At 67.8% G+C, this 25,033-nt stretch carries 27 protein-coding genes; 10 read left to right on the forward strand and 17 right to left on the reverse strand.

What is annotated here, in order from left to right; genetic code table 11:
- The first annotated feature begins 1 nt into the window (after window position 1).
- Window positions 2–457: a hypothetical protein gene (locus QFZ65_RS00825; RefSeq protein WP_306907489.1), complete on the forward strand. Its 456-nt coding sequence runs from the start codon at window positions 2–4 to the stop codon at window positions 455–457.
- 30 nt (window positions 458–487) lie between these two features.
- Here QFZ65_RS00825 and QFZ65_RS00830 read toward each other — a convergent pair whose 3' ends face one another.
- The 8 genes from QFZ65_RS00830 to nhaA form a co-directional block, all read right to left on the reverse strand.
- Complete coding sequence (locus tag QFZ65_RS00830; protein ID WP_306907491.1) at window positions 488–1,288, reverse strand: glycerophosphodiester phosphodiesterase; 801 nt, start codon at window positions 1,286–1,288, stop codon at window positions 488–490.
- Between the two features lie 53 nt (window positions 1,289–1,341).
- The gene (locus tag QFZ65_RS00835; protein ID WP_306912463.1) at window positions 1,342–1,590 is read right to left on the reverse strand and encodes a hypothetical protein; all 249 of its coding nucleotides are present in this window, start codon (window positions 1,588–1,590) and stop codon (window positions 1,342–1,344) included.
- 129 nt (window positions 1,591–1,719) lie between these two features.
- Complete coding sequence (locus tag QFZ65_RS00840; RefSeq protein ID WP_306907492.1) at window positions 1,720–2,538, reverse strand: HAD family hydrolase; 819 nt, start codon at window positions 2,536–2,538, stop codon at window positions 1,720–1,722.
- A 153-nt stretch (window positions 2,539–2,691) separates the two neighbouring features.
- Window positions 2,692–3,204, reverse strand: coding sequence for a YbhB/YbcL family Raf kinase inhibitor-like protein (locus QFZ65_RS00845; RefSeq protein WP_306907493.1), 513 nt, complete (start codon window positions 3,202–3,204; stop codon window positions 2,692–2,694).
- A gap of 9 nt (window positions 3,205–3,213) precedes the next feature.
- Complete coding sequence (locus tag QFZ65_RS00850) at window positions 3,214–4,218, reverse strand: carbohydrate kinase (protein WP_306907494.1); 1,005 nt, start codon at window positions 4,216–4,218, stop codon at window positions 3,214–3,216.
- Between the two features lie 57 nt (window positions 4,219–4,275).
- A complete protein-coding gene (locus tag QFZ65_RS00855) occupies window positions 4,276–5,640 on the reverse strand; it encodes a rhodanese-like domain-containing protein (protein ID WP_306907495.1) in 1,365 nt (454 codons plus the stop codon).
- 79 nt (window positions 5,641–5,719) lie between these two features.
- Entirely contained in the window at window positions 5,720–6,022 is a 303-nt protein-coding gene (locus QFZ65_RS00860) for a rhodanese-like domain-containing protein (RefSeq protein WP_306907496.1), read from the reverse strand.
- Between the two features lie 89 nt (window positions 6,023–6,111).
- Window positions 6,112–7,458: a Na+/H+ antiporter NhaA gene (gene nhaA, locus QFZ65_RS00865; RefSeq protein WP_306907497.1), complete on the reverse strand. Its 1,347-nt coding sequence runs from the start codon at window positions 7,456–7,458 to the stop codon at window positions 6,112–6,114.
- A 302-nt stretch (window positions 7,459–7,760) separates the two neighbouring features.
- Here nhaA and QFZ65_RS00870 point away from each other — a divergent pair, with 302 nt between their 5' ends.
- Window positions 7,761–7,964: a DUF2795 domain-containing protein gene (locus tag QFZ65_RS00870; protein WP_306907500.1), complete on the forward strand. Its 204-nt coding sequence runs from the start codon at window positions 7,761–7,763 to the stop codon at window positions 7,962–7,964.
- Window positions 7,965–7,973: 9 nt separating this feature from the next.
- Here QFZ65_RS00870 and QFZ65_RS00875 read toward each other — a convergent pair whose 3' ends face one another.
- On the reverse strand, window positions 7,974–8,765 hold the full coding sequence (locus QFZ65_RS00875; RefSeq protein ID WP_306907501.1) for an alpha/beta hydrolase: 792 nt from the start codon (window positions 8,763–8,765) through the stop codon (window positions 7,974–7,976).
- A 279-nt stretch (window positions 8,766–9,044) separates the two neighbouring features.
- Between QFZ65_RS00875 and QFZ65_RS00880 the strand changes: the two genes are divergently transcribed.
- Complete coding sequence (locus QFZ65_RS00880; protein WP_306907503.1) at window positions 9,045–10,151, forward strand: GTP pyrophosphokinase family protein; 1,107 nt, start codon at window positions 9,045–9,047, stop codon at window positions 10,149–10,151.
- A 173-nt stretch (window positions 10,152–10,324) separates the two neighbouring features.
- A complete protein-coding gene (locus QFZ65_RS00885; protein ID WP_306907505.1) occupies window positions 10,325–10,609 on the forward strand; it encodes a DUF1540 domain-containing protein in 285 nt (94 codons plus the stop codon).
- 48 nt (window positions 10,610–10,657) lie between these two features.
- Here the strand turns inward: QFZ65_RS00885 and QFZ65_RS00890 are convergent, their stop codons facing one another.
- Window positions 10,658–11,098 (reverse strand): protein-tyrosine phosphatase family protein, encoded by a 441-nt coding sequence (locus QFZ65_RS00890; protein WP_306907507.1) that lies wholly within the window; start codon window positions 11,096–11,098, stop codon window positions 10,658–10,660.
- A gap of 281 nt (window positions 11,099–11,379) precedes the next feature.
- Between QFZ65_RS00890 and QFZ65_RS00895 the strand changes: the two genes are divergently transcribed.
- The 3 genes from QFZ65_RS00895 to QFZ65_RS00905 all read left to right on the forward strand — a co-directional run bounded on the left by QFZ65_RS00895 (window position 11,380) and on the right by QFZ65_RS00905 (window position 15,225).
- Entirely contained in the window at window positions 11,380–12,387 is a 1,008-nt protein-coding gene (locus QFZ65_RS00895; RefSeq protein ID WP_306907509.1) for a bile acid:sodium symporter family protein, read from the forward strand.
- 248 nt (window positions 12,388–12,635) lie between these two features.
- Entirely contained in the window at window positions 12,636–14,423 is a 1,788-nt protein-coding gene (locus tag QFZ65_RS00900; protein WP_306907511.1) for a thiamine pyrophosphate-requiring protein, read from the forward strand.
- A gap of 157 nt (window positions 14,424–14,580) precedes the next feature.
- The gene (locus QFZ65_RS00905) at window positions 14,581–15,225 is read left to right on the forward strand and encodes a hypothetical protein (RefSeq protein WP_306907512.1); all 645 of its coding nucleotides are present in this window, start codon (window positions 14,581–14,583) and stop codon (window positions 15,223–15,225) included.
- On the opposite strand, the gene QFZ65_RS00910 is transcribed toward QFZ65_RS00905, so the two are convergent.
- Window positions 15,222–15,530 carry an antibiotic biosynthesis monooxygenase gene (locus tag QFZ65_RS00910; protein ID WP_306907514.1) on the reverse strand — a complete coding sequence of 103 codons (309 nt, stop codon included), beginning with the start codon at window positions 15,528–15,530 and terminating at the stop codon, window positions 15,222–15,224. The genes QFZ65_RS00905 and QFZ65_RS00910 overlap by 4 nt on opposite strands.
- Before the next feature lie 87 nt (window positions 15,531–15,617).
- Window positions 15,618–17,030: a PLP-dependent aminotransferase family protein gene (locus QFZ65_RS00915; RefSeq protein ID WP_306907516.1), complete on the reverse strand. Its 1,413-nt coding sequence runs from the start codon at window positions 17,028–17,030 to the stop codon at window positions 15,618–15,620.
- Here QFZ65_RS00915 and QFZ65_RS00920 point away from each other — a divergent pair.
- The 3 genes from QFZ65_RS00920 (at window position 17,029) to QFZ65_RS00930 (ending at window position 19,881) form a co-directional block, all read left to right on the forward strand.
- The gene (locus tag QFZ65_RS00920; protein ID WP_306907519.1) at window positions 17,029–17,964 is read left to right on the forward strand and encodes a DMT family transporter; all 936 of its coding nucleotides are present in this window, start codon (window positions 17,029–17,031) and stop codon (window positions 17,962–17,964) included. The two genes, QFZ65_RS00915 and QFZ65_RS00920, sit on opposite strands and share 2 nt — an antisense overlap.
- 65 nt (window positions 17,965–18,029) lie before the next feature.
- Complete coding sequence (locus QFZ65_RS00925; protein ID WP_306907521.1) at window positions 18,030–18,677, forward strand: FMN-binding negative transcriptional regulator; 648 nt, start codon at window positions 18,030–18,032, stop codon at window positions 18,675–18,677.
- Window positions 18,678–18,783: 106 nt separating this feature from the next.
- Entirely contained in the window at window positions 18,784–19,881 is a 1,098-nt protein-coding gene (locus QFZ65_RS00930; RefSeq protein WP_306907524.1) for a phosphotransferase, read from the forward strand.
- Here the strand turns inward: QFZ65_RS00930 and QFZ65_RS00935 are convergent.
- The 5 genes from QFZ65_RS00935 to QFZ65_RS00955 all read right to left on the reverse strand — a co-directional run bounded on the left by QFZ65_RS00935 (window position 19,857) and on the right by QFZ65_RS00955 (window position 24,865).
- On the reverse strand, window positions 19,857–21,320 hold the full coding sequence (locus QFZ65_RS00935; protein ID WP_306907526.1) for a YdiU family protein: 1,464 nt from the start codon (window positions 21,318–21,320) through the stop codon (window positions 19,857–19,859). The two genes, QFZ65_RS00930 and QFZ65_RS00935, sit on opposite strands and share 25 nt — an antisense overlap.
- 59 nt (window positions 21,321–21,379) lie before the next feature.
- Window positions 21,380–22,312 (reverse strand): 3-keto-5-aminohexanoate cleavage protein, encoded by a 933-nt coding sequence (locus QFZ65_RS00940; protein ID WP_306907527.1) that lies wholly within the window; start codon window positions 22,310–22,312, stop codon window positions 21,380–21,382.
- Window positions 22,313–22,442: 130 nt separating this feature from the next.
- Window positions 22,443–22,886 (reverse strand): dihydrodipicolinate synthase family protein, encoded by a 444-nt coding sequence (locus tag QFZ65_RS00945; RefSeq protein ID WP_306907529.1) that lies wholly within the window; start codon window positions 22,884–22,886, stop codon window positions 22,443–22,445.
- Window positions 22,867–23,355 carry a dihydrodipicolinate synthase family protein gene (locus QFZ65_RS00950; RefSeq protein WP_306907531.1) on the reverse strand — a complete coding sequence of 163 codons (489 nt, stop codon included), beginning with the start codon at window positions 23,353–23,355 and terminating at the stop codon, window positions 22,867–22,869. Before QFZ65_RS00950 ends, QFZ65_RS00945 begins: the two co-directional genes overlap by 20 nt.
- A 31-nt stretch (window positions 23,356–23,386) precedes the next feature.
- Window positions 23,387–24,865 (reverse strand): MFS transporter, encoded by a 1,479-nt coding sequence (locus QFZ65_RS00955; RefSeq protein WP_306907533.1) that lies wholly within the window; start codon window positions 24,863–24,865, stop codon window positions 23,387–23,389.
- Window positions 24,866–25,033 lie beyond the last annotated feature (168 nt).

The raw sequence follows: 25,033 nt of genomic DNA on the forward strand, positions 1-25,033 counted from the left end.
GATGGGTATCGGAGACAGCATCAGCAAGGCGGCGGAAAACGCCATGGAGAATCTGGGCGGCACCGCGAAGAAGTTCGACGACGGCCACACCCCCGATCCTGATAACCCCCGCGACGACGTCCAGGTGCATTCGTCCATCAGCGAGGGCTCCAACGCGCTCGACGGCGAGACCCGCGACGCCGGCACCAGCTCCTCTCCCGGAGCCGGTCCCAGGCCTGGTTCGAACAGCGAACCGGGCACCGACCCGTCACGGGCGACCCCCGGCGACCCCGCCGGCTCGCCGCTGGACTCCCCGCCGCCGGCCCCCACCGAAGAGCCCGGCGGAACTCCTCCGCTGGATGATCCACACGACGTCCCCGGCCCGGGCGGCCTGCCGGATTCGGATCCGGGAGACCTCCGCGCAGACCCTTCCGAGGGCACCGAGGATCCGGGCGCCGGCAGCATGGGCCGCGGCTAGGGCTCCTGTGACCCCCGGTTCCGGCGGGGCTTAGTTCCGCCAGGCGCCGCGCTCCTGCAGCACCTCTTTGAGCAGGTCGGCGCGGTCGGTGATGATCCCGTCCACCCCCAGGTCCAGCAGCCGGTGCATCTCGGCCGGGTCGTTGATGGTCCAGACGTGCACCTGCAGGCCGTTCCGGTGGGCCCGCTCGACAAAACCGGGCGTCACCACTGTCAGGGCCCGGAAGCGGACCGGCACCTGCAGGGCCTGGACGCCGCGGAACGCCCTGCGCGCCACAAGCCGCAGCAGCGGGCCGGGCAGAACGGGGCCCAGCAGGACGAACAAGCCGGTGGAAAAGAGCCCCGCGGAGCCTGCGGCCGGACGGCTGAGCTGCTTCAGCACGGCCCGGCGCCGCCGGTCGGAAAAGCTGGCAACCAGCACGCGGTCATGGAGCCCGTACCGCTCGATCGCCTCAGCCAGGGTGGCCACCGAGTTCCAGTCCTTGACGTCCAGGTTCAGCCGGACATCCGGAAACGCGGTTATGAGTTCCTCAAAGAGCGGGATCGGCTCGGCTCCCCCGATCCGCGCCCGCGCGACCGTAGCCGCAGAAAGCTCCGCGATCCGCCCCCTGCCGTCCGTGACCCGGTCCAGCGCCTCATCGTGGAACAGCAACAGGACGCCGTCGGCCGTGGTGTGCACGTCAGTCTCAAGGTGCCGGAAGCCGAGCTCGACGGCGGCGCTGAACGCGGCCATGGAGTTTTCCAGGCCCTCGCGGGAGAAGCCGCGGTGGGCCAGGGCCAGGGGTCCGTCGGAGGCACCGCCGGCGGAAAAGTACGGGTGGGGCGTGCTCATGCCTGAAGCGTACCGGAGCCCGCGGGCGCCGCCTGCCGCCGGCAGTGCCGGGGTCAGGAGGGGGAGAGAAAAATTTCGACGCCGTCGCTGCAGTGCAGCAGCGTCCGCCCCCGGCCGCCGTCGAGATCCACCCAGACCACCGTGTGATCGTCCGTCACGGCGTCGATGAGACCGCCGGTTTCGTAGCCGGGGCGCGTGCGGACGGAGACCCTGTCTCCGCGGCGCAGGTCCTTCCAGCGCGGGTCCGGTTCCACCCGGCGCACGGGTTGTTCGTCCGTCAGTTGCATGCGGTGCCTGGCCATGATTTCCCCACTGTCGCTCGAACGGTCCGTCATGGCATTCAACCTATGGGGCCAAAGTGAACGCGAGTTGGCCGGAAGCTGGGAATCCGGTGATAGGCCGGCAGGCCGGCCTGGATCAAAGGGCCGGGGTCAGGTGAGCCGGACCCCGAGGGCGGCGAGCTTGGCCTCGAGAATCTGGGCCACGCCGTCGTCGTCGAAGTGCGGAGCCTGCTGACCGGCCGCGCGGATGGCTTCCGGATGTCCGCTGGCCATCGCGTACCCCTGCCCGGCCCAGCGCAGCATCTCAATGTCATTGGGCATGTCCCCGAACGCCACCACGTCCCCGGCGTCGATGCCCAGGGCGGCCGCGTACTCGGCCAGCGTGACAGCCTTGTTGACGCCCGGGAGGGACAGTTCCAGGAGGGCGACGTTCGGTGCGGAATGGGTGGCCGAGGCCAGATGCGCGACGGCGGGCGTGACTTCGGCGAGGAACTCGTCCGCGGTGCCCTCCCGCACGACAGCGAGGAACTTCACCACAGAGTCCTCCGCGGTGAGCGTGCTGTCCAGCGGCGCGGGCGTGAATTCTGCGAGCAGCTCGCTGGACCCGTTCTCGATGAAGCCCGGCTCAAGGTGGAATCCCGTCAGGGTTTCGGCGGCGAACAGTGCAGAGGGCCGGATGCCCTGGATGATCCGGCGCGTCTCGAGAACGGCCTCGAGGTTGAGGCCCCGGGACGAAATCACTCCGTCGGCTTCGAGGTCCCAGACCACGGCGCCGTTGGAACAGATCACGGTCCCGGTGTGCCCGAGCTGGTCCTGCAACGGGTGCAGCCAGCGCGGCGGGCGCCCCGTGACGAAGACGAGTTCGACCCCCGCTTCGCGGCAGGCATGGAAGGCACGGACCGTGCGTTCGCTGATTTTGCCGTCGCGGCCGAGGATCGTTCCGTCAATGTCACTCGCTACCAGCCGCATACTGCCAGTCTACGTGGGCGCGCCGAGGCAGGGGCGCGGGCCGTTTCGACGGATGAGCACCCGTTTCGACGGCACGAATCATCGAGTGCGCACGGAACCGTCGAAACGGCCCGGTGAAGAAGGGCTCTGGCGGCCAGGAACGACGTCGGCCGCCTAGCGCCGTTCGTAGACCCCCGTGAGGGTGGCCTTGGCCAGGACGTGGTCCGAGAGCCTGGATTCCAGGCTTGCCGGCGAGGTGCGGCTGTCCACCCCTGACTGCTCCACGTCGAGGGCGTGGACCGTCATGAGGTAGCGGTGCGGACCGTGGCCCGGAGGCGGCGCAGCTCCCACATACCCATGGAAGCCCGCGTCATTCTTCAGCTGCAGGGCACCCGGCGGGAGCTGCGGGCCGTCCTCTGCGCCGGCTCCCTCGGGCAGGGACGTGACGTCGGGCGGCAGGTCCACGACGGCCCAGTGCCAGTACCCGCCGGCGCCGGGGGCGTCCGGATCGAACACGGTCACGGCGTAGCTACGCGTTCCTTCCGGGGCGCCGCTCCAGCTCAGCTGCGGTGATTCGTCCCGTCCGCCGGCGCCCAGCCTGTCGCTGCGCTGCGCCGGCGGAATGGTCTGTCCTTCCTCCAGCGACCTGCTGCTGAGGCGGAAGGTGGGGGCATCGTTGCTTGTCATGGCTTCCTTTCAGTTGGTGGAAAGATCGGCGCTCTCGGGGTCGGCGGCTTCTGACTCCGCAGGCGCGGGAGCCTCCGCTTCGAGCTCCATCCGGTTCAGTTCCGCCCGGGTGGGCGGGTTGGCACCGGCGCGCGAGACCGTCACAGCAGCTGCCCAGGAGGCGCGGGCCAGGAGTTCACGGAGGCTTCCGGCGGCGAGTTCCCTCAGGTCCTTGCGGTTCTGCGCCCCGTCCAGGCCGAGGTCCACGATGCCGGACAGCAGCGCAGCCATGAAGGAATCGCCCGCGCCCACGGTGTCCGCCACGTCGACGGAAGGGGCGGGGAAGTGGGTTTCGCCGGACGCGTTCACGCCCCACGGCCCTTCCGCTCCGCGCGTCACCACGACCATGGCCGGGCCTCCCGAGCCGCCCAGGGACAGCCAGCGGCGGGCGGAATCCAGCGGGTCCTGCCCGGGATAGAGCCACTCCAGGTCCTCATCCGAGGCCTTCACCACGTCCGCGAGCGGAACGAATTTTTCGGCTTGCCGGCGGGCGTAGTCCACGTCGGTGATGATGCTGGGCCGGCAGTTCGGATCGAAGCTGACGGTCACGGACGGATGGGCATGTTCGACGGCGGCCAGCACGTCCGCGGCCCCCGGTGCAAGCATGGTGGCGATCGAGCCGGTGTGCAGCAGGGTGGTGCCCTGCAGCATGAACGGCAGCCGGTCAGCGAGGCCGGGAAGCTCCCAGGCGAGGTCGAAGGTGTAGCTGGCGGCACCGTCGTCGTCGATCAGGGCGGTGGCCACGCTGGTAGGGAGCGCGTCCGGTCCCACCGGAAGCAGCACCGAGCTGGACCGCAGGTGCGCTGCCACCGCCTCCCCGTAAGCGTCCCGTCCGTAGCGGCCGATGAACTGCACCGGGTGGTCCAGCCTGGCCAACCCCACTGCAACGTTGAGGGGACTGCCGCCCACGTGCGCCTGGACACCGGAAGAGCGCTGGACGACGTCGACAAGGCCCTCGCCAATTACTGTCAGCATGCTCATACTCTGCCAGAGAACGCCGCCCGGCGCGCCAGTGTTTCAGCCACTGTCCGATCAGTTCGGCGCGGACCCGGTCCGGTCAAGGGGCATCCCGGCGGTCCCGGCGTCGTGGAAACTGGCGTCGATGTGGACCACGTCCCTGCCGGCCCGGTGCAGGAGACTGGCGGCAATGCCGGCCCGGTACCCGGAGGCGCAGTGCACCCACAGCTTTCCGGCGGGCACTTCCGCAAGCCGGGGCAGCACGTCGTGGAGCGGGATGTTCAGGGCACCGGTTACCCGGGACCGGGCGTATTCGTCGGCGCGGCGCACATCGAGCACGGTATCCTCCGGCGCGCGGCCGGCCAGGACCCCGTCCCAGCCCACCCGCGGATAGGAGTCCAGGCGCGCCTGCGGCGCCAGCCCGTGCGGGTCTGTTCCGACGGCGGTATCCGGGGAGTCGATTCCGAGCCGGGAGAGATCGCGGACGGCGTTCTCCACATCCTTCCGCGAGCCCACCAGAGTCAACGGCTCCCGCACCGGAAGGAGCCAGCCCAGATAGGTGCTGAAGCTGTTGCCGTATTCGAAGCTCACGCTGCCGTGCAGGTGCTGGTGGGCAAAGGCCACCCGCTGCCGCAGGTCCACCACCCATTCGCCATCCGCAAGGCGCCGGCCGAGCTCGGCGGCATCGAGCGATTCCGGCACGGCCAGCTCCGCCGGCCCCGGCCCCCGGGCGTTGGCCTCAGCCATGTGCGCGTAGTAGGAGGGATAGGCCGTGAGGTTGGCGATGAGTTCACGGACGAAATGGTCCTCATCCGGGTCCGTGAGGGCGTGGTTGGCGGCCAGCTGCTCGGCGATGGTCGAGGATCCCGCTCCGCTGGCCGGGCCGGAGGAGCAGAAGGAGCCGAAGCCGTGCGTTGGGAACAGGGACGCGTCGACGGCGGCCTCGCCCACCAGGCGCCGCACCGAGGAGTACTGGTCGTGGGTGAGGCCGACAGTATCGGCAGGGGCGACGAGGTCGGTGCGGCCCACCGAGCCGTACAGCAGGCTGCCGCCGGAGAAAACGGCCTGCTGCTCGCCGTCGTCCACGATGAAGGACAGGTGGTTGTGGGTGTGGCCGGGGGTGGCGACCGCCTTGACGGTGAGCGAACCGACCCGGACGGTCTGGCCGTCCGTGATCGGCTGGCGGTCGAATTGCACAGGCTCGGCGGCGTTGACCAGGTAGGTCGCGCCGTGCGCCCGCGCCAGGGCGAAACCGCCCGTGACGTAGTCATTGTGCAGGTGGGTTTCCGCCACATGGGTGATCCGGACCCGGGCATCGCGTGCTGCCGCCTCGACCCGGTCGATGTCCCGCTGCGGGTCGATGACCAGCGCAACCTCACCGTCGTGGACGAGGTAGCTGCGGTCCCCCAGTTGCGGGGTCTCGATCACGATGACGTCCATGCTTCCTCCTGCTGGATGCGCACCAGCGCCGCTTCAGCCCGCTCTGCTGACTGTCGCGGCTCAAAGACGCCGGCCTGGCTCAGCCGTGGTCGACGGGAAGACCGCCGCGCTGCCATTCATTGATGCCGCCGGTGACGTTGACGGCGTCGTACCCCTGGTCCTCAAGGTAGGCGGTGGCCTGGGCGCTGCGGCCGCCGGCCGCACACATCAGGTAGACGGTCCCCGTGGCCGGGATATCGGCCAGGGACTGCACAAAGCGGGATAGCGGAATGCTCCTGCTTCCGGCGACGCGGACCGCTGCGAATTCGTCGTCCTCGCGGACGTCCACGATCTCCGCGTCCTGGCCCAGCCCTGCCAGTTCCTGGACGGAAATGCTCTTCATGTGTGTCCTTTCGGGTGCCGGTAAGCGGCGGTTGCCTGCCCCTCAATGATATCGGGGAGGCGGGTGAGGACCAGGGCCGGCCGGTGCCGCTAACCCGCACTGTCCTGCTGGTAGACGTCCGGAATGCCGTCGTGGTCCGAATCGATTTTCTCGTCCTCCTCGGCCTTGCGGTAGTGCCGGTTCCTGGTCCGCAACACCACCGTTGCCAGCAGCGCCGCCAGCACGGACGCGGCCAGGATGGCCACCTTGGCCTCGTTGTCGTGGGTGCTGCCGTGACCGAAGCCCAGTTCGGCCACCAGCAGCGACACTGTGAAGCCGATGCCGGCCAGGATCGCGACGCCGAAGATGTCGATCCATTTGAAGGTGTCATCCAGCCGGGCCTTCGTGGCCTTGGTCAGCAGCCAGGTGCTGCCGAGGATGCCCATTGGCTTTCCCAGCACGAGGGCAACGATGATGCCCACGGCAACAGGACTGCCCAGGGCCGAGCCGAGGCCCGCCCAGCCGCCAACCGCGACGCCGGCCGAGAAGAAAGCAAATACCGGCACCGCGATGCCGGCGGAGATGGGGCGGAAGCGGTGCTCGAAGACCTCGGCCAGCCCGGGCCCTGCCTCCGGTCCGCCGCTGGCCCTGGAGCGGAGGACCGGGATGGCAAAGCCGAGCAGGACGCCGGCCACTGTGGCGTGGATTCCGGAAGCGTGCACCAGCGCCCAGACGATGACCCCCAGGGGCAGCAGAATGACCCACGCGGCGACGGCTTTCACGCCGAAGAAGCGCGGGTACTTCTGCACCAGGAAGGTGTAGAAGCCCAGCGGAATCACGGCCAGAAGGAGCGGTACCGGATGGAGCTCGCTGGAGTAGAAGACGGCAATGATGGTGATGGCCAGCAGGTCATCCACCACCGCGAGGGTGAGGAGAAAAATACGCAGGGCACTCGGGAGGTGCGAGCCGATGAGCGCCAGCACCGCGACGGCGAAGGCGATGTCCGTTGCAGTGGGGACGGCCCAGCCGCGCAGGGTTCCGGGGCTGCCGAGGTTGACGAGGACGTAGAGGAGGGCGGGAACGGCCACACCCCCGACGGCGGCTGCCACCGGAACGATGGACTTGCTGAACTCACGCAGGTCGCCGGCGATGAATTCGCGCTTGAGTTCGAGCCCCACCAGGAAAAAGAAGATCGCGAGCAGCCCGTCCGCGGCCCAGGCCCCCAGGCTGAGGTTAAGGTGCCACGGCTCGTAGCCTACGGTGTAGTCCCGAAGCGCAAAGTAGCTGTCGGACGCCGGCGAGTTGGCCCAGACGAGCGCGGTCACTGCGGCCGCCACGAGCAGAGCACCACCCACCGTTTCTTTGCGGAGGATTTCCCCGATCCGCAGCGATTCGGCATAACTGCCGCGGCCGAAGACCGTGCGGCGCGGCGGGACGGGAGGAGGCGACTGGCTCATGCAGGTCCTAAATCTTGGCTCGACAGAATCATGCCGACCAGACTTCCCGGCGCACCTGCCTTCAGTCTAGGTGCAGGCCGCGCCGTGCCGCCAGCGGATGCGGCGCTCCCCCGCCAGCGGACTGCAGGCGTGGTCGGGGAGCGGGCGACGCCGGAAGAACTGACAAGGCCTACCGCGCACCGGTAAGGATAAGTACGCTTAGCGGACCAGGCCGGGAGGCGCGGCATTCCAGCTTCTACGGCTGGTCCAACAGCCTTGATCAACAGCCTTGTCCACAGCGCACTCACCGAGAGAGGACCGCGATGAACGACACGCCAAATCCCATCCAGATCCAGAAGTTCCTGGCGGGCGTCAGTTACCCGGCAGACCGGAGCACCCTCGTCTCTACCGCTGAAAAGGAGGGCGCGGACGGCCCCGTTCTTGAAGCGCTCAAATCCATTCCCGACAAGGAATATGACAGCCCCACCGCTGTGAGCTCTGCCGTTTCGGACAGCGACAAGAAGTAGCAGAGCAGCTTAGCTCAGCAGCAGCTCCACCATCTCGCGGCATTTCCGGTACGCGGGGGCCTTCGGGTCGATGAGCGCGAAGTGGTCCCCGGGGATCTTGAGCAGATGGACGGGCGCTCCCGCGGCTTTGGCCGCAGCCACGTACGTCTCCGACTGGCTCACGGGAACGTCGTCGTCTTCGGTTCCGTGGATAGCGTAGACGGGGATGTTCAGAGGGACGGCGCTCATCGGGTCCGCGTATTTATGCCGCTTCGGGTATTTCTCCGAGGAGCCGCCCAGCAGATTACTGACGGCACCGTTGCTTAGGTTCAGCCGTTCGGCAGCGGCGATGTTCAGCACGCCCGACTGGCTCACGACGCCGGTGAGCCGGACCGCGCCGTCGTCTTTGCGCAACAGCTGGCGGTCGGCATCCGGAGCTCCCACCTGGCCGAGCCGGTCCCGGCCTGCGGCCCAGACCGCCAGATGTCCGCCGGCCGAATGCCCCAGGGCAACAACCTTGTCCAACCCGAGTCCGTGCTCGCCCGCAACGTCGCGCAGCTTGTCGATTCCGGCGAGGACGTCGGAGAACGTGTTCGGCCAGCCCCCGCCGTTGCCCGCGCGGCGGTACTCGAGGTTCCATGCCGCCATGCCGCGGGCTGCGAGGTCCTTGGCCAGCGGCTCACCGAGCTCGGCCCCGTACTGGGAGCGCCAGTAACCGCCGTGGATGACGACCACGACGCCCTTGGGCACCGCCACATCCGGCAGGAAGAGCTCGCCCCACTGGCTCGGGCTCTCGCCATAGCTGTACTTGTGCCGCTTCACGTTGTCCTCCTCAGGGCCTGGTGAACCGGTAGCGGAGTTTGCCCCCAATGCCACCGTCGCTGCGGCCGCGATCAAAATTCCGACGCCGCACAGCAGCCATGTGCAGAGCCTACCTTGGGCAGGGTGCGGCACGGCTGAGCCTGCCGACTGGCCGGGCCGGTTCTTCCGGGCCGGACTGGTTCTTCGTGGCGGGCCGGGCTACTGCGGGTGTGGCGCCTGCCGGAGCCCGCCGGCGGGTGTCAGCCTTCCGCCGTCGGACCTCCGCCGTAAGCTGGACCTATGGCGAGCAACTGGGAACGGCTTGACCCGAGCCAGCGGGAATCCGTGCAGGAAAATGTGGAACTGTACGAGCGGCTCCGTCCTGCCCTGAAACTTGTCACCCGGGAGGTCTTGCTCACGCTGCGCAGCATGCTCAAGGGCACCGAGGTGACCCCGCTGTTCGTCACGGGCCGCACCAAGACGGTGGAATCCTTCCGTGAAAAGATCTCCCGGACGGAGAAGCCCCTGGAGCCGGGCGGGCCGCCGGTCCTGAAGTTCCCGGACCCCTTTCGGACGCTCAATGACATGGTGGGCATCCGGGTTATCACCAAGCTCCCGGCGGAAAACGCGGTGGTAGCCAACCTGATCAAGCGCCAGCGACAGCTCTTCGATTGCCGGGGGGACCGAGAAAAGGACATCGGCTCGATCGAATCGGGCACCTACGGCTACTCCAGCCGGCACCTGATCCTTCGGACCATCCAGAACGAGGCGGTCAAGGCCTACCAGCAGCTCTTGAACCCGGACATCCCGCCCAACGGCAGCTACTTCTTCGAGTGCCAGATCCGGACGGTGTTCGCGCACGCGTGGAGCGAGATCGAGCACGACATCCGCTTCAAGGCCAAGGATCCCCGCGCCTGGACCCCGCAGTTCGACCGGCAGTTCACCGCCACGGCGGCGATGCTCGAAACAGTGGAGGGGGCCTTCTCGGATCTGCACGACCGCTACGAGGAAGTCCGCAGCTACTGGGACATGGACGGTGAAGGCGCTGCCCAGCTCACCCCCAACCGGATCCGGGACGTCTGGCGGACTCTGCTGCCGCACGTGGACCGGAAGGTCGACGACGACTGGGGCTGGGCGGCAGAACTGATGGCGGCGCATGGGCTGAACCAGACCGTCCAGCTCGCCGGGCTGCTCAGCGCAAACCGCATCACCGAGGTCCGCCAGGCCCTTGACCACCGCTACTCCCCCGGCCCCGACCGGCTCCTGGATGACCTGCTGCTCTGGCAGTACGGCACCCAGCACATCGACCTCACCGCCGAACCGGCCGACGTCGTACCCCACCCCCGCCGCGATAGCCTGCTGCGGCGGCTCAAGCAGCTCGAACGGTACCGCCTGACGCAGGCGTAGCATCGGCGCGGCTGTGCGGCCGGCAGGGCTATTACTGCTGGCCCCGTCTGGACGCCCACGCCGATGGCGGCGGATTAGGTCACAGTATTGGGTCTTTTTGCTCGGCGCCCGCAGGCCTACCTTGGATAGAGCGGCAGCCCGCCCCGGGCAGCCGGACCACGGAGGATCTTCCCATGACAACGCACGTGGCAGACTGCACTGTTTCCAACTGCTCCTTCAACGACCATACGCACTGCAACGCCGCGGCCATCACCGTCGGCGGGACCGAAGACCATGCGTCCTGCGCCACCTTCATCGACACCGGCACCCACGGCGGGTTGCCCAAGGTTCTCGCGGATGTCGGCGCGTGCCAGCGTGCCGAGTGCGTCCACAACGACCACCTGATGTGCAAGGCTCCGGAGGTGCACGTAGGCCCGGGCGCGGACAACGCCGACTGCCTCACCTACGCGCACCGATAGGCGCAACCGCCAGAGCGGGCAGCTTCGCTGGATCGGGCTGCACCGGTCTTACGTCTGCCGGCCCCGGAAGCGGCGGACGTAGGCCCGTTGCCACGGTGTTTCCACAGCGCCCCGGCGGTAGTGCTTGCGGACGAAATCGACGGCCTCCGCCGGAGGGACGCCGTCGAGGACTGCGATGCAGGCAAGGGCGGTGCCGGTCCGGCCGCGGCCGGCCCAGCATGCCACCTCGACCCGCTCGCTTTCCGAGCGGCACCAGGCTTCCTGGAGGGCGTCCAAGGCATCAGCATCGTCCGCGGGCAGGCGGAGGTCCGGCCAGCGAACCCAGCGGAAGTCCCACCCAACCGGGCGCGGCCGCTGGCCCAGCAGGTACAGCCCGAACTCCGGCTGCGGCTCTCCCGGCGACGGCGCCCATAGCCCCCTGCCCCGGATGAGGCGTCCGGAGGGAAGACGGAGCACACCGGCATGGCCCGGCTCCCACGTCTGTGCCATAGCCAGAGCCTAGCCGTTCCGGCCGACCCGTTGAAGGACGATTGCGCGCGGAATCTCCCCAGGTTTGAAAGCACGACGGCGGGAGCTCCCGGCGGTTCTGCGGGACACGCCGGCGGGACCTGCGAAAGGTGGGGACATTCCGGCGGCTTCGTGCCGCCTCGGGACGGCTGGATCCCTGAAAACCAAGCCCGCCGGCGCTGGAGCGGCACAAAATCTGACATATTTGGGCCCTGACCGGTCACGAATTGGCGGGTTTGCGGCCGCAGTGCCACCATTCTTGGATGCTTGAGGCAACTAAATCCACCCAGTCCGCTCCGGAAGCCAGCGCCGAAGCTGTCCCGGTCAACCCCGCCCTCGCCGCCGAGGCCAAGATCGCCCGGATCGCGGTCACTGTCTTTCCGCTGCTCGTAGTCGTAGCAGGGGTTGCCGGTTACCTGATGCCGGGTGCCTTCAAGCCGCTCGGCCCGAGCGTGCCGTACTTTCTGGGCATCATCATGTTCTGCATGGGCCTGACCCTGACCCCGCCCGACTTCGCCTCCGTGGCCAAGCGTCCGTGGGCCGTGGTCCTCGGAATCGTGGCGCACTACGTCATCATGCCCGGGGCCGGCTGGCTGATCGCCGTCGCCCTGAACCTGCCCCCGGAACTGGCCGTCGGGCTGATCCTGGTCGGTTGCGCGCCTTCGGGCACCGCGTCCAACGTGATGGCCTTCCTGGCCAAGGGCGACGTCGCCCTGTCCGTCGCCGTCGCTTCGGTCTCCACGCTCATCGCGCCGGTGGTGACGCCGCTGCTGGTATTGTTCCTGGCCGGCTCCTACCTGCAGATCGACGCCGCGGGCATGTTCCTGGACATCGTCAAGACCGTCCTGGTGCCGGTGATCGCCGGCCTGCTGGCCCGCCTGTTCCTCAAGAAGCTCGTCGCCAGGGTGCTTCCGGTGCTGCCCTGGGCCTCCGCCGTCGTGATCTCCCTGATCGTGGCGATCGTGGTGGCCGGCAGTGCCAGCAAGATCGTCGCCGCCGGCGGGATCGTCTTCCTCGCCGTGGTGCTGCACAACGGGTTCGGACTGGGACTGGGGTACCTCGCGGGCAAGCTGGGCCGCCTGGATGACAAGGCCCGCCGCGCGCTGGCCTTCGAGGTCGGCATGCAGAACTCGGGGCTGGCTGCGACCCTGGCGACGGCGCACTTCAGCCCGCTGACCGCGCTTCCGTCCGCGGTGTTCTCGCTCTGGCACAACATCTCCGGCGCGATCGTCGCCGCGTGGCTGGCCCGGCGTCCGCTCCGCGACGCCTAAAGTCCAGCTGCAAGGCGTTCCGGCCTGGACTCAGGCGCCGGGGGCCGCTCCCGGTCCTGCCACTCCACCATCGATTGCTCCGTAACTGCCGTTTTCACGCCTGATAACGGCAGTTACGGAGCAATCGGCGTTATAGAGGGGCATCTGAGCCGGGGGGCGGTGGGGCACCGCCCTCGACACGTTCCGGGAACCGCGGCTAGGTTGTGGAGGGAACAAACAACCGCGCAGTCCCGGAACCGGAGGCACCCATGGCCGAACGAGTCGTCGCTGATCTGATCGTCGAGCGTCTGAAAGCGTGGGGCGTGGACCGCGTCTTCGGCTACAGCGGTGATGGCATCAACGGCTTCATGGGGGCCCTGCGGCGGGCCAAAGAGGACATCGAGTTCGTCCAGGCGCGGCACGAGGAGACAGCGGCCTTCATGGCTGTGGGGCACGCCAAATACACGGGCGGGGTGGGCGTGGTGACCTCCACCCAGGGTCCCGGCGCGGTCCACCTCCTCAACGGCCTTTACGATGCCAAGCTCGACGGCGTCCCCGTGGTCGCGATCGTCGGGCAGCAGGCGCGCACCGTGCTGGGTTCGGCCTATATGCAGGAGATTGACCTCGGCACGCTGTTCAAGGATGTCGCGGCCCAGTTCGCGCAGCTGGTGAGCACTCCGGAGCAGCTCCCCATGGTCCTGGATCGGGCTTTCCGGACAGCCCTGGCCACCCGCTCCCCCTGCGTCGTGATCGTTCCGCATGACATCCAGTCCGCTCCGGCCCCGGAGCTGGAGCAGAAGCACGGGATCGTGGTGACCGCGCCGGCGTGGGGCACCGCGGCGGCAGTCGCCCGCGACGAGGACCTGGACGCCGCCGCGGAAATCCTCAACGCAGGACAAAAAGTGGCGCTGCTGGTGGGGCAGGGCGCCCGGCACGCCCAGGAGGAAGTCGTGGCCATCGCCGAGAAGCTCGGCGCCGGGATCGCGACCAGCCTGCTGGGCAAACCGTACGTCAATGAAGCGCTGCCCTTCGCGGCCGGGACCATGGGACATCTGGGCAGCACCGCGAGCGCGCATCTGCTGGGCAACTGCGACACCCTGCTGATCATCGGCTCCAACGACCCCTGGACGGAGTTCTATCCGCCGCCCGGCGCTGCCCGTGCCGTGCAGATCGACATCGACGAGCGCAAGATCGGCAACCGCTACCCGGTGGAGGCCGGCCTGCCCGGAGACGCCGCCCGCACCATCACCGCCCTTCTGGGCAGGCTCCGGCAAAGGGAGTCCACGCCGTGGCGGCAGGACGTCGAAAACGAGGTACGCAACTGGCACCGGCTCCGCGCTGAGCGGGCTGACGTGCCGGCGCAGGGCGTCAATCCGGAACGCGTCGTCCGGGAGCTGAACGGGCGGCTGCCTGACAACGCCATGGTGAGCGTCGACGTCGGCAGTTGCGTGTACTGGTACGCCCGCCAGCTGGCGCTCCCGCCGGGCGTGCCGGCGCACCTGTCCGGAACGCTGGCAAGCATGGGCTGTTCCATCCCCTACGGGCTGGCCGCGAAGCTTGCCAACCCGGACCGGCCGCTCGTGGCGCTGTCCGGTGATGGCGCCATGCAGATGGCCGGTATCGCGGAACTGATCACCGTGGCCCACCGGTGGCGCGACTGGCAGGATCCGCGCTTTGTGGTCTGCGTCTTCAACAACCGCGACCTGGCCGAAGTGACATGGGAGCAACGCGAAAGCGAGGTCGAGCCGAGGTTCCGGGACAGCCAGGAACTGCCGGACTTCCCCTTCGCGGGCTACGGTGAACTGCTCGGCCTGCAAGGCATCAGGGTCGAGGCGCCGGAGCAGCTCGCCGACGCGTGGGAACGCGCCCTCGCAGCGGACCGGCCGGTGGTGCTCGAGGTCATGACCGATCCCGATATTCCGCTGCTGCCACCGTTCCCCGCGGGCGGCGAGAAGGCAGAGAACATGCGGACCGCCCTTGCAGCGGAAGGCGAAGAAGGCGCCGGCGCGGCCCGGCTGCTGGACACGTACACCGCCCAGGAGGAGGAAGAGCAGTAGGGCTGCGCCGGTACAGGAGAGCAGGGCGGAGCCGAAACAGAAGCCCCAGCATTACCCCAGGTTTCCCGGCGTGGCGCGGCAGGAAGTAGATCTGCGCGGGAGCGCATTACTGGCCTAGCCTGCTAAGTAAGCCCGCGGAACTCAGGAGGTGTGGGACTTGGCGGAGGACAGATTCACCACGGAACGGGACGGTTTCGGGCGTTTGCTGGCGGACCGCGAGGTGTGGCGGCAGGCTGCCAGCATTCCGGCGGCCGGTGAGCTGACTGCACGCTGGCTCGAAGGCAGGAGCGAGTACCAGCCGGGTACTTTTGCGCCCGGTTTCGACGACGAGACCCGGCTGATCGCCGTCGAGCTTGCGGAACTGAACCGCAACGGACTGTTCACCAAGGAATCCCAGCCCGGCGTGATCGCCGAGGGACATGCCCAACGCGCCTATGTGACAGGCTTCTGCTCCGTGGAATCGGCGGCCGCCCTGCTGGACCTTTCAGGCCGGACCGATCTGGTCACCGTTGCGCACGCCCCCGGCGAGACGAGCCAGGCCTCCATCCCCGTAACCCTTCGGGACGGGGAGGTCGTGACCGTGCTGGGCAGCAGCGAGGGCCCGGTGGGCGACGATCAGCTCCGTGACTGGTCCGAGGAGTCGAGCGGCAGCCTGGCCCTGGTACTGGCGGAGTCCTGGTATGTCGAGGTCTTCGACCCGGTCTGGGGCCGGAACGGTGTCCTGCTGCCGGCGGTGCTCGGGGCATTGACCGGCGGGGAGCCCGCGGCCGCGGTGCCTAACCGCCGGGCGCCGGGCGGTTAGGCCGTATCCCGGCCGATGCTGGCCGCCTCGTCCAAAGTGTGCGGCTCAAAATGTTCCAGCATGTCCTTCATGGCCTCGACGCCCTGCGTGAACATCGCGGACGCCCGCCACTGCTCAATCTGCTCGATTGACTCCCACGGTCCCGTGCTGATGAACCGGTTCGGGACATCCTGGTCGTGCATCAGCACGGCGTTGGCATGCGGGAAGTCCTCCTGGGTCTTCCTCGCGAGATCCCGCCAGGCCTGCACGAAATCGTTCTCACGGCCCGGGTGGACCAACCAGATTCCGAGCGTATAAACCGACACGTCGACCGCCTCCTTGTTTGCGCTGGGTGGATAATCCCGATTATGTTCCCGGGGCAGGGAAGGCGGTAGGGCCATTGGAAGATCCCCTTAGCGGCTGGCGCCTCGAAGGGCCCGGCCGAGGATGCGCGCCCCCTCACGGAAGGCACCGGGATTGGGTCCGGCGTAAGTGAGCCGGATGAACGGTCCTTCCGGTTCTGCCGGGAACCACTCGGTGCCCGCGGCGATGATGACACCCGCGTCCTCGCACGTGCGGGTGAGCTGTTCGAGGTCCGTCCCGTCGGGCAGGCGCGCCCAGAGGTTGAGGCCGCCCTTGGGGACTCTGTCGATGTGGGCCTGCGGGGCGAGTTCCCGCAGGCTCGTGACCAGGAGGTCGCGGCGGGACTGCAGCTGGTGGCGCAGGCCGCGCAGATGCGTCTGCCACCCGGGCTGGGTGACGACGTCGAGCGCGGCGGCCTGGAGGAGGCCGCTGACGTACATGGACTCCGCTGCGCGTTCGGCAAGAATGCGTTCGCGCGCCGGGCCGCGGGCGATCACCGCCGCCACACGGATGGCCGGGGAGACGCTCTTTGTGAGCGAGCGAAGGTAGATGACGTGGCCGGAATCGTCCCGGGCTGCGATGGGTTCGGAAGCGGTGCTTATCCCGAAATCGTGCGCCCAGTCGTCCTCGACGAGGAAAGCGCCGTTCGCCCGGACGACGTCGAGTACCTGTTCGCGCCGGCGGGCGGGCCATTGTGCGCCGGTAGGGTTCGCATAGTTGGGCTGGGCGTAGAAAGTACGGGCACCGCTTTCCTCGAAGGCCCGCGCCAGCTCCTCCGGGTCCGGACCGTCGGTCCCGCTGGGTACCGGGACGACGCGGACGCCGGCGTGGCCGGCGGCCAGGATTGCCCCCCAGTAGGTGGGAGATTCGATCAGCAGGGGCTGCCCGTGGCCCACCAGCGCCCGGAAGATCGAGCTGAGCCCGCTCTGGCTTCCCGGCAGCACGACGACGTCGCTTGGGGCCGGCGGAGTGGCCCCGGCCGGAGTCGACGCGGCCAGTTCGTGCGCAAACCAGGACTGCATCTCGGGAAGCCCCGCCGCCGGGGGACGCGACAGGGCGGCATCGCTCCGGGAGGCGCGGGCGAGTGCCGCCCGCACGAGCCGCTCCGGCAGGAGGTCCCGGTCCGGGTAACCCGAGTGGAACGCGATGGCGTCATTCGTTGTGCTCCGCATCGTGGTGGAGGCCGAGCGGGGCGGCGTCTTAGGCGAACCCAGTGCCGCGGTCTGCCAGCCGTAGTCTGACGGCCTTGCCGTGCGGGCAGCCCGTACAAAGGTCCCCACGCCCGGGCGGCTCTCGATCAGGCCATGCGCGGTGAGGGCCTGAAGAGCCTTCTGCACCGTCACGGGGCTGGCCTGATACTCGGCAACAAGGGAGCGCGTGGACGGCAGCCGGGACCCGGGCGGGGCCCCTGCGATCCATTCCTGCAGTCGCGCCGCAATCCGCGAACTGCTATCGTTATTCATGAGAGACAATAGTAGCGCTACTATCCTTATGCGGCCACCGCTACCCACGCGGGAGCCGACCGGGCTCTGGTGGGGCCTGCTGGGGGTGGCGGCTTTTTCGTTCACCGTTCCCTTCACCCGTGTGGCGGTCGGGGCCCTGTCGCCGCTGTTCGTCGGGTCCGCCCGTGCGGCCATAGCCGCCGTCCTTGCTGCGTTCGCCCTTGCGCTCGCCCGGCAGCGCCTCCCCCGTGGGGTGCAGTGGGCGCGGCTGGCGGTGGTGGCCGGCGGCATTGTCGTCGGCTTCCCGCTACTGACATCCTTCGCGCTGACCACCGCGCCCGCCACCCACGGCGCCGTGGTCATCGCCCTGCTCCCGGCCGCTACGGCGTCGGCCGCGGTTCTCCGCGCCGGCGAGCGTCCGCCACTGGCGTTCTGGATCGTCACGGCCGTCGGGGCTCTGGCGGCAATCGTTTTCGCCTTCACGCAGTCCGGCGGCTTCGGCCAGCTGCACTGGGCGGATCTGCTGCTCCTCGGCGCCGTCATGGCCGCCGCCGTCGGCTACGCGGAAGGCGGCCTGCTCGCCCGGGAGCTGGGCTCCTGGCAGACGGTGTCCTGGGCGCTCATCCTCGCCTCCCCGCTGATGGTGTTCCTGACGGCAGTCTCGGCTGCAGGGCAGTTACCGTCGGGCGCGCCGGTCCACTGGGCCGCGCTGGCCTACCTCGGTGTCGTCAGCATGTTCCTCGGCTTCTTCGCCTGGTACCGCGGCCTGGCGGTCGGACCGATGGCCCGGGTGAGCCAGATCCAACTCATCCAGCCCGTACTGAGCATCTGCTGGGCCGGACTCCTGCTGGGCGAGTCGCTGACCTGGACCACCATTATCGGCGGCCTCGCCGTCATCCTCTGCGCCGGAATCGCGGTCCGCGTCCGGCTCGGGCCTCCGCCTCGCAAACCCTGACGGCCGCGCAGCGCAACGCAGGCCTCCGTCTTCCGTTCGAACTCCTCAGACAGAAACGACCATCCATGTACACCCCAAGCCACTTTGCCGCCAGCACGGACGCCGTCCGGAACCTACTCGCCCGGCCGGCAGCAGCCAACCTGATCACCATGACCCCGCACGGCCTGCTCGCCACGCTGCTGCCTTTCACCTTCGATCCCTCGGTCGGTGACCTCGGCGCGCTGCACGGGCACCTTGCCCGGAACAACACCCAGTGGTCCGAACCCGTCACCGGAGAAGCGCTCGTCATCGTCCAGGGCGCCGACGCCTACATCTCGCCGTCCTGGTACGAATCCAAAGCCGAGCACGGGCGCGTCGTACCGACGTGGAACTACTCCACGGCCCACGTCTATGGCCGCCTCGTGATCCACGATGACCCCGCCTGGCTTGCGGGGCAGGTGCGGCGGCTGACGGAGCTCCACGAGGCGCAGTTCGAACACCCGTGGGCTGTGGACGACGCCCCGGAGCGCTTTGTCGCCGGCCAGCTTCGCGCCATCGTCGGCATCGAACTGGTCATCACCAGGATCGAAGCGAAACAGAAACTCAGCCAGAACCGGCCGGACGGGGATATTGACGGCGTCGTGGCAGGACTCGACGCGGGAGGCCAATCAGCGATGGCTGCCGACGTCGCGCAGGCCAGGCGGGACAAAGAGCCCGAAGCACAGGCGGGTTAACTGCTGCCGCGGCGCTTCATGAAGGCGGTTTCATCATCCCTTCATCGGTGCCTCATCTGCGTGGTTCACAGTGGGCACACCAACCCGAGACAGCGGAGCCTATCGTATGAGCTGGTCCTCCCCCATCCCCCTGTCGGCCACGGACGGAACCGGCACCACCTGGCAGATCCTGCGGGCATGGCCGTATACGACGCCGGGAGATTACACCCTGGAGGTCCGTACGTCCGGCCGGCCGGGGGTCCGGGGAGCCCGGTTGCGGGACGGGAGCTTTGAACTTGTCCCGCTGGACGATCCGCGCCTGCCTGCCTTGCGCGCTGCAGCCGAGCAGGGGGTGATCGTCCGGTACATGCCGTACAAGCGGGCGGTTGTCAGCGCGGAGGGCCGCTACATCAAGGTCTTCCGGCGCGGCAACGCGGCCGTACCGGCGGAACGTTGCGCCCAGATGGACGTACTGCTTGAGGCCGGCGCTTTCGTAGCACCCGGAATCATCAGCCGGAGCTCCCAGGACGTCCTCGTCTTCAGCGCCATCCCTGGGCCCACCCTGTACGAGCTCGGCGAGGATGGCTCACCGGCGGGCGATGGACCGTTCGCCCGGGCGTGGGAGAGATGGTCGCAGGCCTGGGTAGCGCAGGTGGCCGGCCTCCATGGCCCCGCGCAGCAAGCCGTCCTCGACAGTCTCCCGCTCCGCTCGGCCGAGACCCAGGCGGCGGACGCGTGGCGGCGGGTGGAGCGTTGGCTGCGCCATTATCAGGATGTCCCGGGGCTCTCGTTCGAACGCAGGACCCTGCTTGCCAGGGCGGAACAGGTGGCGGCGAACCTGCTGCGGACGCCGCCTGATCCGCTGGTTTGGGCGCATGCTGACCTCCACGACAAGCAGATCATCGCCAGCCCCGGCGCGTCCCCGCCCGGATTGCTGGATTTCGACGGGATATCCCGGGCCGAGGCCGCCCTTGACCTCGCCAACGTCGACGCCCATCTTGAGCTTCACCAGCGGCAGGGACTGCTGGCACCCTCCCGCTACCTGACGGCCCACACGCAGGTGCTGGCTGCCGCCGAGGAGCTGCTGGTCAGCCCGGAGAGGTTCCGTGCCTACTCGGACGCCCTCTGGCTCCGGCTGGCATCCTCCCCCCTGCCGGGCCGCCTATCCCTGGCCCTCGGCGTCCTGGCCGAGCGGGCGGATCAGGTTCCGCAGAACGTCCGGTAGGACCCGAAGCTTTCCGGCGCGGCAGCGGCAAACCGCTCGAGGCCGGGGCGCTCGTCGAAGGGGGAAACCACCGCATCCAAGAGCCGGTACAGCGGCTCGAGGTCACCGCCGGTCGCGGCGGCAAGAGCCTCTTCGACGAGGTGGTTGCGCGGAATGTAGACGGGGTTGACCCGGTCCATCACATCGGCGTCCGGTCCTAGGGCACGCCAGCGCGCCGCCCAGGCGTCAAATCCTGCCGGGTCCGGGAACATGCTCCGCGCGGCGTCGGCCTGTCCCCGGGCGGCGGCGCCGAGACGGCGGAAGAACGACGTGTAGTCAACCTGTCCCTCCCGCAGGAGGACGAGAACGTCATCAACCAGGGCCGAGGTCGCCTCGTCGTCGGGACCGCTGGACAGCCCGAGCTTGGCCGCCATGCCGGCCGACCAGGCGGCGCTGTAGGTCCGGCGGAACGCACCGAGGGAGTCGACAGCGAGCGCAACGGCCTGCTCCTCGTCGTCGTGGAGGAGGGGAAGGAGGGCCTCCGCGAGGCGGCTGAGGTTCCACTCGGCCGCCAGCGGCTGGTTCCCGTAGGCGTACCGCCCGGCGTCGTCGATTGAGCTGTAGACGGCGGCCGGATCGAAGGCCTCCATGAAGGCACACGGCCCGTAGTCGATCGTCTCACCCGAGATGGTCATGTTGTCCGTGTTCATCACCCCGTGGACAAAGCCGACGAGCATCCACTGCGCCACCAGCTCGGCCTGGGCCGCTATCACGGCCTGGAACATCGCGAGGTACGGGTGCTCAGCCTCCGCGGCGGCTGCGTAGTGGCGGGCAATGGCATGATCGGCGAGGCGGCGCAGGAGGTCCAGGTTGCCGGTGGCGCGGGCGTACTGGAAGCTGCCCACGCGCAGATGGCTGCTCGCGACCCTGGTGAGCACAGCTCCTGGCTGCAGGCTCTCGCGCTGCACCGAACGCCCCGTCGCCACCACGGCGAGGGACCGGGTGGTGGGAATGCCCAAGGCGTGCATCGCCTCACTGACGATGTATTCGCGCAGCATCGGGCCGACGACGGCACGGCCGTCGCCGTTCCGGGCGAACGGGGTGCGTCCCGAGCCTTTGAGATGTACGTCAACAAGGCGCCCGTCGACGTCGGCGATCTCCCCCAGCAGGAGCGCGCGCCCGTCCCCGAGGCGCGGGGCGTACCAGCCGAACTGGTGTCCGGCATAGGCCTGCGCCACCGGAGTGGCACCTTGGGGGACGAGGTTCCCGGTCAGCAGCTGCAGGCCCTCGGAATCGTGCAGGGAGGCCGGGTCCAAGCCGAGGCTGGCGGCCAGCGGCTCGTTGAGGACTAGCAGCTCCGGGTTCGGGGCTTCCTCGCCCTTCCAGGGAAGGGCCATTTCGGCCAGTTCCCGGGCGAAGTGACCGTTGAAGGCAACAATGGACTCGGCTGTGCGGCTCATCTATCAACTGTACCCGTGCACCCGGACATGGCGTCGGTTGCGGGATCCTGCTGGCCTGCTCAGAAGCCCACCTTGTCCGCACCCTTGAGCTGCAGCATCTCGCGCGCCTCATCCGGGGTGGCGATTTCGAAGTTCAGGGCCTCAAGGATGGTGCGGATCCGGCTGACCTGCTCAGCGTTGGAGGATGCCAGCTGGCCGGGGCCGATCCACAGGGAATCCTCCAGGCCGACGCGGACGTGCGAACCCATGGCCGCGCCGATCGTGGCGAGCGGCATCTGGTTTTTGCCGGCTCCCAGAATGGACCATTCGTAGTCGTCGCCGAGCAGGCGGTCAGCGGTGCGGCGCATGTGCATGAGGTCTTCCGGGTGGGCGCCGATGCCGCCGAGCAGGCCGAAAACGGACTGGACGAACAGCGGGCCGCGGGCCAGGCCGCGGGCGTGGAAGTGCGCCAGGTTGTTCAGGTGGGAGATGTCATAGCATTCGAACTCGAAGCGGGTCCCGTTCTCCTTGCCGATGCCTAGGATGGTCTCGATGTCCTGGAAGGTGTTCTTGAAGACGAGGTCGCGGCTCTTTTCGAGGCCTTCCCGCTCCCATTCGTGGCCGAAGTCCTTGAAGCGGTCCAGCATCGGGTACAGGCCGAAGTTCATCGAGCCCATGTTCAGCGACGCCAGCTCGGGCTTGAACAGCGCGGCCGGCCGCATCCGTTCCTCCACGCTCATGTGGGGGGACCCGCCGGTGGTGATGTTAATGACGGCGTTGGTGTTGCGCTTGAGCTTGTCCAGGATCGGAGCGAAGTGCTCCGGGTCCTGCGAGGGGCGGCCGTCCTTCGGGTCACGTGCGTGCATGTGCACGATCGCGGCTCCGGCCTCCGCGGCACCGATCGCGGCGTCGGCGATTTCCTCCGGCGAGACCGGCAGGTGCGGGGACATGGACGGGGTGTGGATAGCGCCGGTGACGGCGCTGGTGATGATGACTTTGCGTGCAGCAGCCATGGGTTGCTCCTTCGGGATCGGTGGTCTTGCGGTCGAGGAGGACGCCAAGGGCCGGGACCAGCAGCACAGCTAGCTGGTCCCGGCCCTCATGCGCCGTTCCTTGGGGCCCTCGACAGTGGTGTTTCCGCGGTCAGGCCCAACGAAGGACGAGCGGATCGTGGCGTTTGGCCAGTTCGATGAGCTGGGAACGCGTGTCCTGATGAAGCTCCTGTATCGGTGCCCGGGTCTTGTCGCTCTCGATGATGTTCCCCTCCTTCATCAGAACCTTCGTCGCCCGTAACCCGCACTGCCGGTTTTCGAAGTGGATAAACGGGAGCAGTGTTTCCCAGTGCCGGACCGCTTCGTCCCGATTGCCGGCATGGAAATCCCGAACGATCTGCCCCAGCTCATCCGGGACCATGCAGCTGCTCATGGTGCCCTGGGCACCGGCCTCAAGGTCCGGAATGAGGGTGATTGCTTCCTCGCCGTCGAACGGTCCGGGCAGGTCGTTGCCCGTTGCCGCTATCAGGGCGCGCAGTTTGTCCGCAGCCTGGGGCACTTCGATTTTGACGTACTTAATCTGCGGGATTCTCACGTGCCAGGCGTGCCAGCAACGGTACGGACAGAGCCGTGGGGCTCATCGGCGCATCCTGGATCATGATGTCGATCTCCACGCCGTCGGCCACGCGCCGGAAGTACTCCAGGACTGCCTCGTCGTCCGCCTTCATGGTGGCGCCGAAGAACGGCGGCATGAGCATGAGGAGCGATGCGCCCATTTCCTGGGCCTGCAGGTTGCGTTCACGGGCGATCCGGGCGCTGAAGTGGCTGGTCGTCACGCATACGGGGAGCCTGCCGGCGGCCTGCTCCAGGGTCGTCGCGAGGACGAGCTCGCGTTCCTTGTCCGTCAGGGAAAACTGTTCGGAGTAGTTGGCGAGGATGCAGACTGCGTCGGAGCCTCCGTCCACCAGGTAGTCCACCACCCGGCGCTGGCCTTCGAGGTCCAGTTCCTCAGTGTCGGTGAAGATGGTGGGTGCTACTGGCATTACGCCCTTGATGACGCTCATAGTGTGATGCTTCCTTGCTCTTGGTGTGCTGTCACGACCGGGTCAGCGCGGGCGCCGATTCGGTTTCGTAGTCTTCTGCGTCAACATCGCGGCCGTGCGGATCCCATTTGTTGACGAGAATGACCACGATGGCAATTGCAGGGACGACGGCGAGGACGAGCAACGCCTTGGTGCCCCACGCGGCGGTGGCGAGCGGCCAGAAAACGAGTCCCGCGATGGCCCCCAGCCGGATGCCGATCTGCGTGAAGCCTGTTCCGGCGCCACGCAATGACGTCGGGTAGGACATAGTGGCCATCGTCATGCCCTGGGCACCCGGGCCGGCAGCGTGGCAGAAGATGAGCAGGCCAATCACGATGGCGCCGACCCAAGACCAGATCCCCTCGACGTTGCTGAGGTTGCCGGCGATGATCATGCAGAGGAAGGTGCCGCAGAACCCGTACAGGGACAGCTTGCGCGGTCCGATCTTGCCGGACATCTTGGCTCCGAGGAAGCCGCCCGTCACACCAAAGCAGAGATTGAGGATGAGGGACGAAATGATGTTCGTCATGACGTTCTGGGTGTGCAGCATGGCCAGTACGATTTGCCCGACGAAGAAGCCGACAGCGTAGTACTCCATGGCCTGCCCCGCATTGATAACTCCGGCCAGGACCGTGCGTGCCCGGTACTTCTTGCTGACCAGCTTGCCCCACGCCTCGGTCAGCGTCATTTTGAACTGGTTCCGCTCGGCGCGGGGGTCCACAGCGTCCGGAGCCACTTCGGCATCCACGCCGTAGGTCTTCTTGAGGATCTTTGCGGCCTCATGGAGTCCGAGGTTCTGCGCGGCCCAGGACGGCGATTCGGCCATGTACTTCTGGCGGAAGACCATGATCAGGAGGGCCGGCACAGCACCGAACCCGACGACGATCCGCCACATGTGGTTTTCGCCCCAGTGCATGGACTGGAACAGGAAGTACACGGGAATCAGCAGGGCAAAGGTCGAGGCGACGGCCACGTACCACATGGGCTGCCAGAGGGAGACCGTGCCGCCCTTCTTCTTGTTCGACGCGTATTCCGCGAGGAAGCTGAACGCCACCGGAAAGTCCACGCCGATCCCCACGCCCATGATGAAGCGGGCGATGATGAGGGTCCAGACGTCCGGCGCCAGGGCGCAGGCAATGGCGGCCACAACAAAGAACACCATGTCGGCCATGAACACCTTGAAGCGTCCGAGCTTGTCGACGAAGTATCCGCCGACGACGGATCCAAGCAACGCGCCGACCATAATCGAAGCAGAGACCACCGCGAGCATGCCGGGCGTCAGGTTGAAGTCCTTGGCGATATACGGCATCCCGAAGGCCAGCGACGTGAAGTCGTAAGCGTCCAGGAAGATGCCGCCCAGCGCGATCAGGGTGATGGCGAAGGACTTGCCCGTCTTCAGCCGCCCGCTGTTGATCAGTTTTGTCACATCGTGGGCTGATCGCAGGATAATTTTCCCGCCCACTTGTCCCTCGGAAACTGGACCGTTTGTCATGACGCAATTCCTTTCATAAACACACGACAGCGTGCGTTCTAAATTTCGAACAATGATCGAAGTCTTGGCGCGAGTGAAACCGCGCAGTAGTGATGGGGATCACCCAAAAGTGTAGGGAAACGGACCGTACCACGTCAAGGGGCAGCCAAATGCGCCGTTAGACGCGGG

This window comes from Arthrobacter sp. B3I9 (assembly GCF_030816935.1).
Lineage (GTDB): Bacteria > Actinomycetota > Actinomycetes > Actinomycetales > Micrococcaceae > Arthrobacter.

What these genes read in the sequence shown, in the direction of transcription:
- QFZ65_RS00825 (WP_306907489.1), top strand. Translation starts at nt 2, where the DNA reads ATGGGTATCGGAGACAGCATCAGCAAGGCGGCGGAAAACGCCATGGAG.
- QFZ65_RS00830 (WP_306907491.1), bottom strand. Translation starts at nt 1,288, where the DNA reads ATGAGCACGCCCCACCCGTACTTTTCCGCCGGCGGTGCCTCCGACGGA.
- QFZ65_RS00835 (WP_306912463.1), bottom strand. Translation starts at nt 1,590, where the DNA reads ATGGCCAGGCACCGCATGCAACTGACGGACGAACAACCCGTGCGCCGG.
- QFZ65_RS00840 (WP_306907492.1), bottom strand. Translation starts at nt 2,538, where the DNA reads ATGCGGCTGGTAGCGAGTGACATTGACGGAACGATCCTCGGCCGCGAC.
- QFZ65_RS00845 (WP_306907493.1), bottom strand. Translation starts at nt 3,204, where the DNA reads ATGACAAGCAACGATGCCCCCACCTTCCGCCTCAGCAGCAGGTCGCTG.
- QFZ65_RS00850 (WP_306907494.1), bottom strand. Translation starts at nt 4,218, where the DNA reads ATGCTGACAGTAATTGGCGAGGGCCTTGTCGACGTCGTCCAGCGCTCT.
- QFZ65_RS00855 (WP_306907495.1), bottom strand. Translation starts at nt 5,640, where the DNA reads ATGGACGTCATCGTGATCGAGACCCCGCAACTGGGGGACCGCAGCTAC.
- QFZ65_RS00860 (WP_306907496.1), bottom strand. Translation starts at nt 6,022, where the DNA reads ATGAAGAGCATTTCCGTCCAGGAACTGGCAGGGCTGGGCCAGGACGCG.
- nhaA (WP_306907497.1), bottom strand. Translation starts at nt 7,458, where the DNA reads ATGAGCCAGTCGCCTCCTCCCGTCCCGCCGCGCCGCACGGTCTTCGGC.
- QFZ65_RS00870 (WP_306907500.1), top strand. Translation starts at nt 7,761, where the DNA reads ATGAACGACACGCCAAATCCCATCCAGATCCAGAAGTTCCTGGCGGGC.
- QFZ65_RS00880 (WP_306907503.1), top strand. Translation starts at nt 9,045, where the DNA reads ATGGCGAGCAACTGGGAACGGCTTGACCCGAGCCAGCGGGAATCCGTG.
- QFZ65_RS00885 (WP_306907505.1), top strand. Translation starts at nt 10,325, where the DNA reads ATGACAACGCACGTGGCAGACTGCACTGTTTCCAACTGCTCCTTCAAC.
- QFZ65_RS00890 (WP_306907507.1), bottom strand. Translation starts at nt 11,098, where the DNA reads ATGGCACAGACGTGGGAGCCGGGCCATGCCGGTGTGCTCCGTCTTCCC.
- QFZ65_RS00895 (WP_306907509.1), top strand. Translation starts at nt 11,380, where the DNA reads ATGCTTGAGGCAACTAAATCCACCCAGTCCGCTCCGGAAGCCAGCGCC.
- QFZ65_RS00900 (WP_306907511.1), top strand. Translation starts at nt 12,636, where the DNA reads ATGGCCGAACGAGTCGTCGCTGATCTGATCGTCGAGCGTCTGAAAGCG.
- QFZ65_RS00920 (WP_306907519.1), top strand. Translation starts at nt 17,029, where the DNA reads ATGAGAGACAATAGTAGCGCTACTATCCTTATGCGGCCACCGCTACCC.
- QFZ65_RS00915 (WP_306907516.1), bottom strand. Translation starts at nt 17,030, where the DNA reads ATGAATAACGATAGCAGTTCGCGGATTGCGGCGCGACTGCAGGAATGG.
- QFZ65_RS00925 (WP_306907521.1), top strand. Translation starts at nt 18,030, where the DNA reads ATGTACACCCCAAGCCACTTTGCCGCCAGCACGGACGCCGTCCGGAAC.
- QFZ65_RS00930 (WP_306907524.1), top strand. Translation starts at nt 18,784, where the DNA reads ATGAGCTGGTCCTCCCCCATCCCCCTGTCGGCCACGGACGGAACCGGC.
- QFZ65_RS00935 (WP_306907526.1), bottom strand. Translation starts at nt 21,320, where the DNA reads ATGAGCCGCACAGCCGAGTCCATTGTTGCCTTCAACGGTCACTTCGCC.
- QFZ65_RS00940 (WP_306907527.1), bottom strand. Translation starts at nt 22,312, where the DNA reads ATGGCTGCTGCACGCAAAGTCATCATCACCAGCGCCGTCACCGGCGCT.
- QFZ65_RS00950 (WP_306907531.1), bottom strand. Translation starts at nt 23,355, where the DNA reads ATGAGCGTCATCAAGGGCGTAATGCCAGTAGCACCCACCATCTTCACC.
- QFZ65_RS00955 (WP_306907533.1), bottom strand. Translation starts at nt 24,865, where the DNA reads ATGACAAACGGTCCAGTTTCCGAGGGACAAGTGGGCGGGAAAATTATC.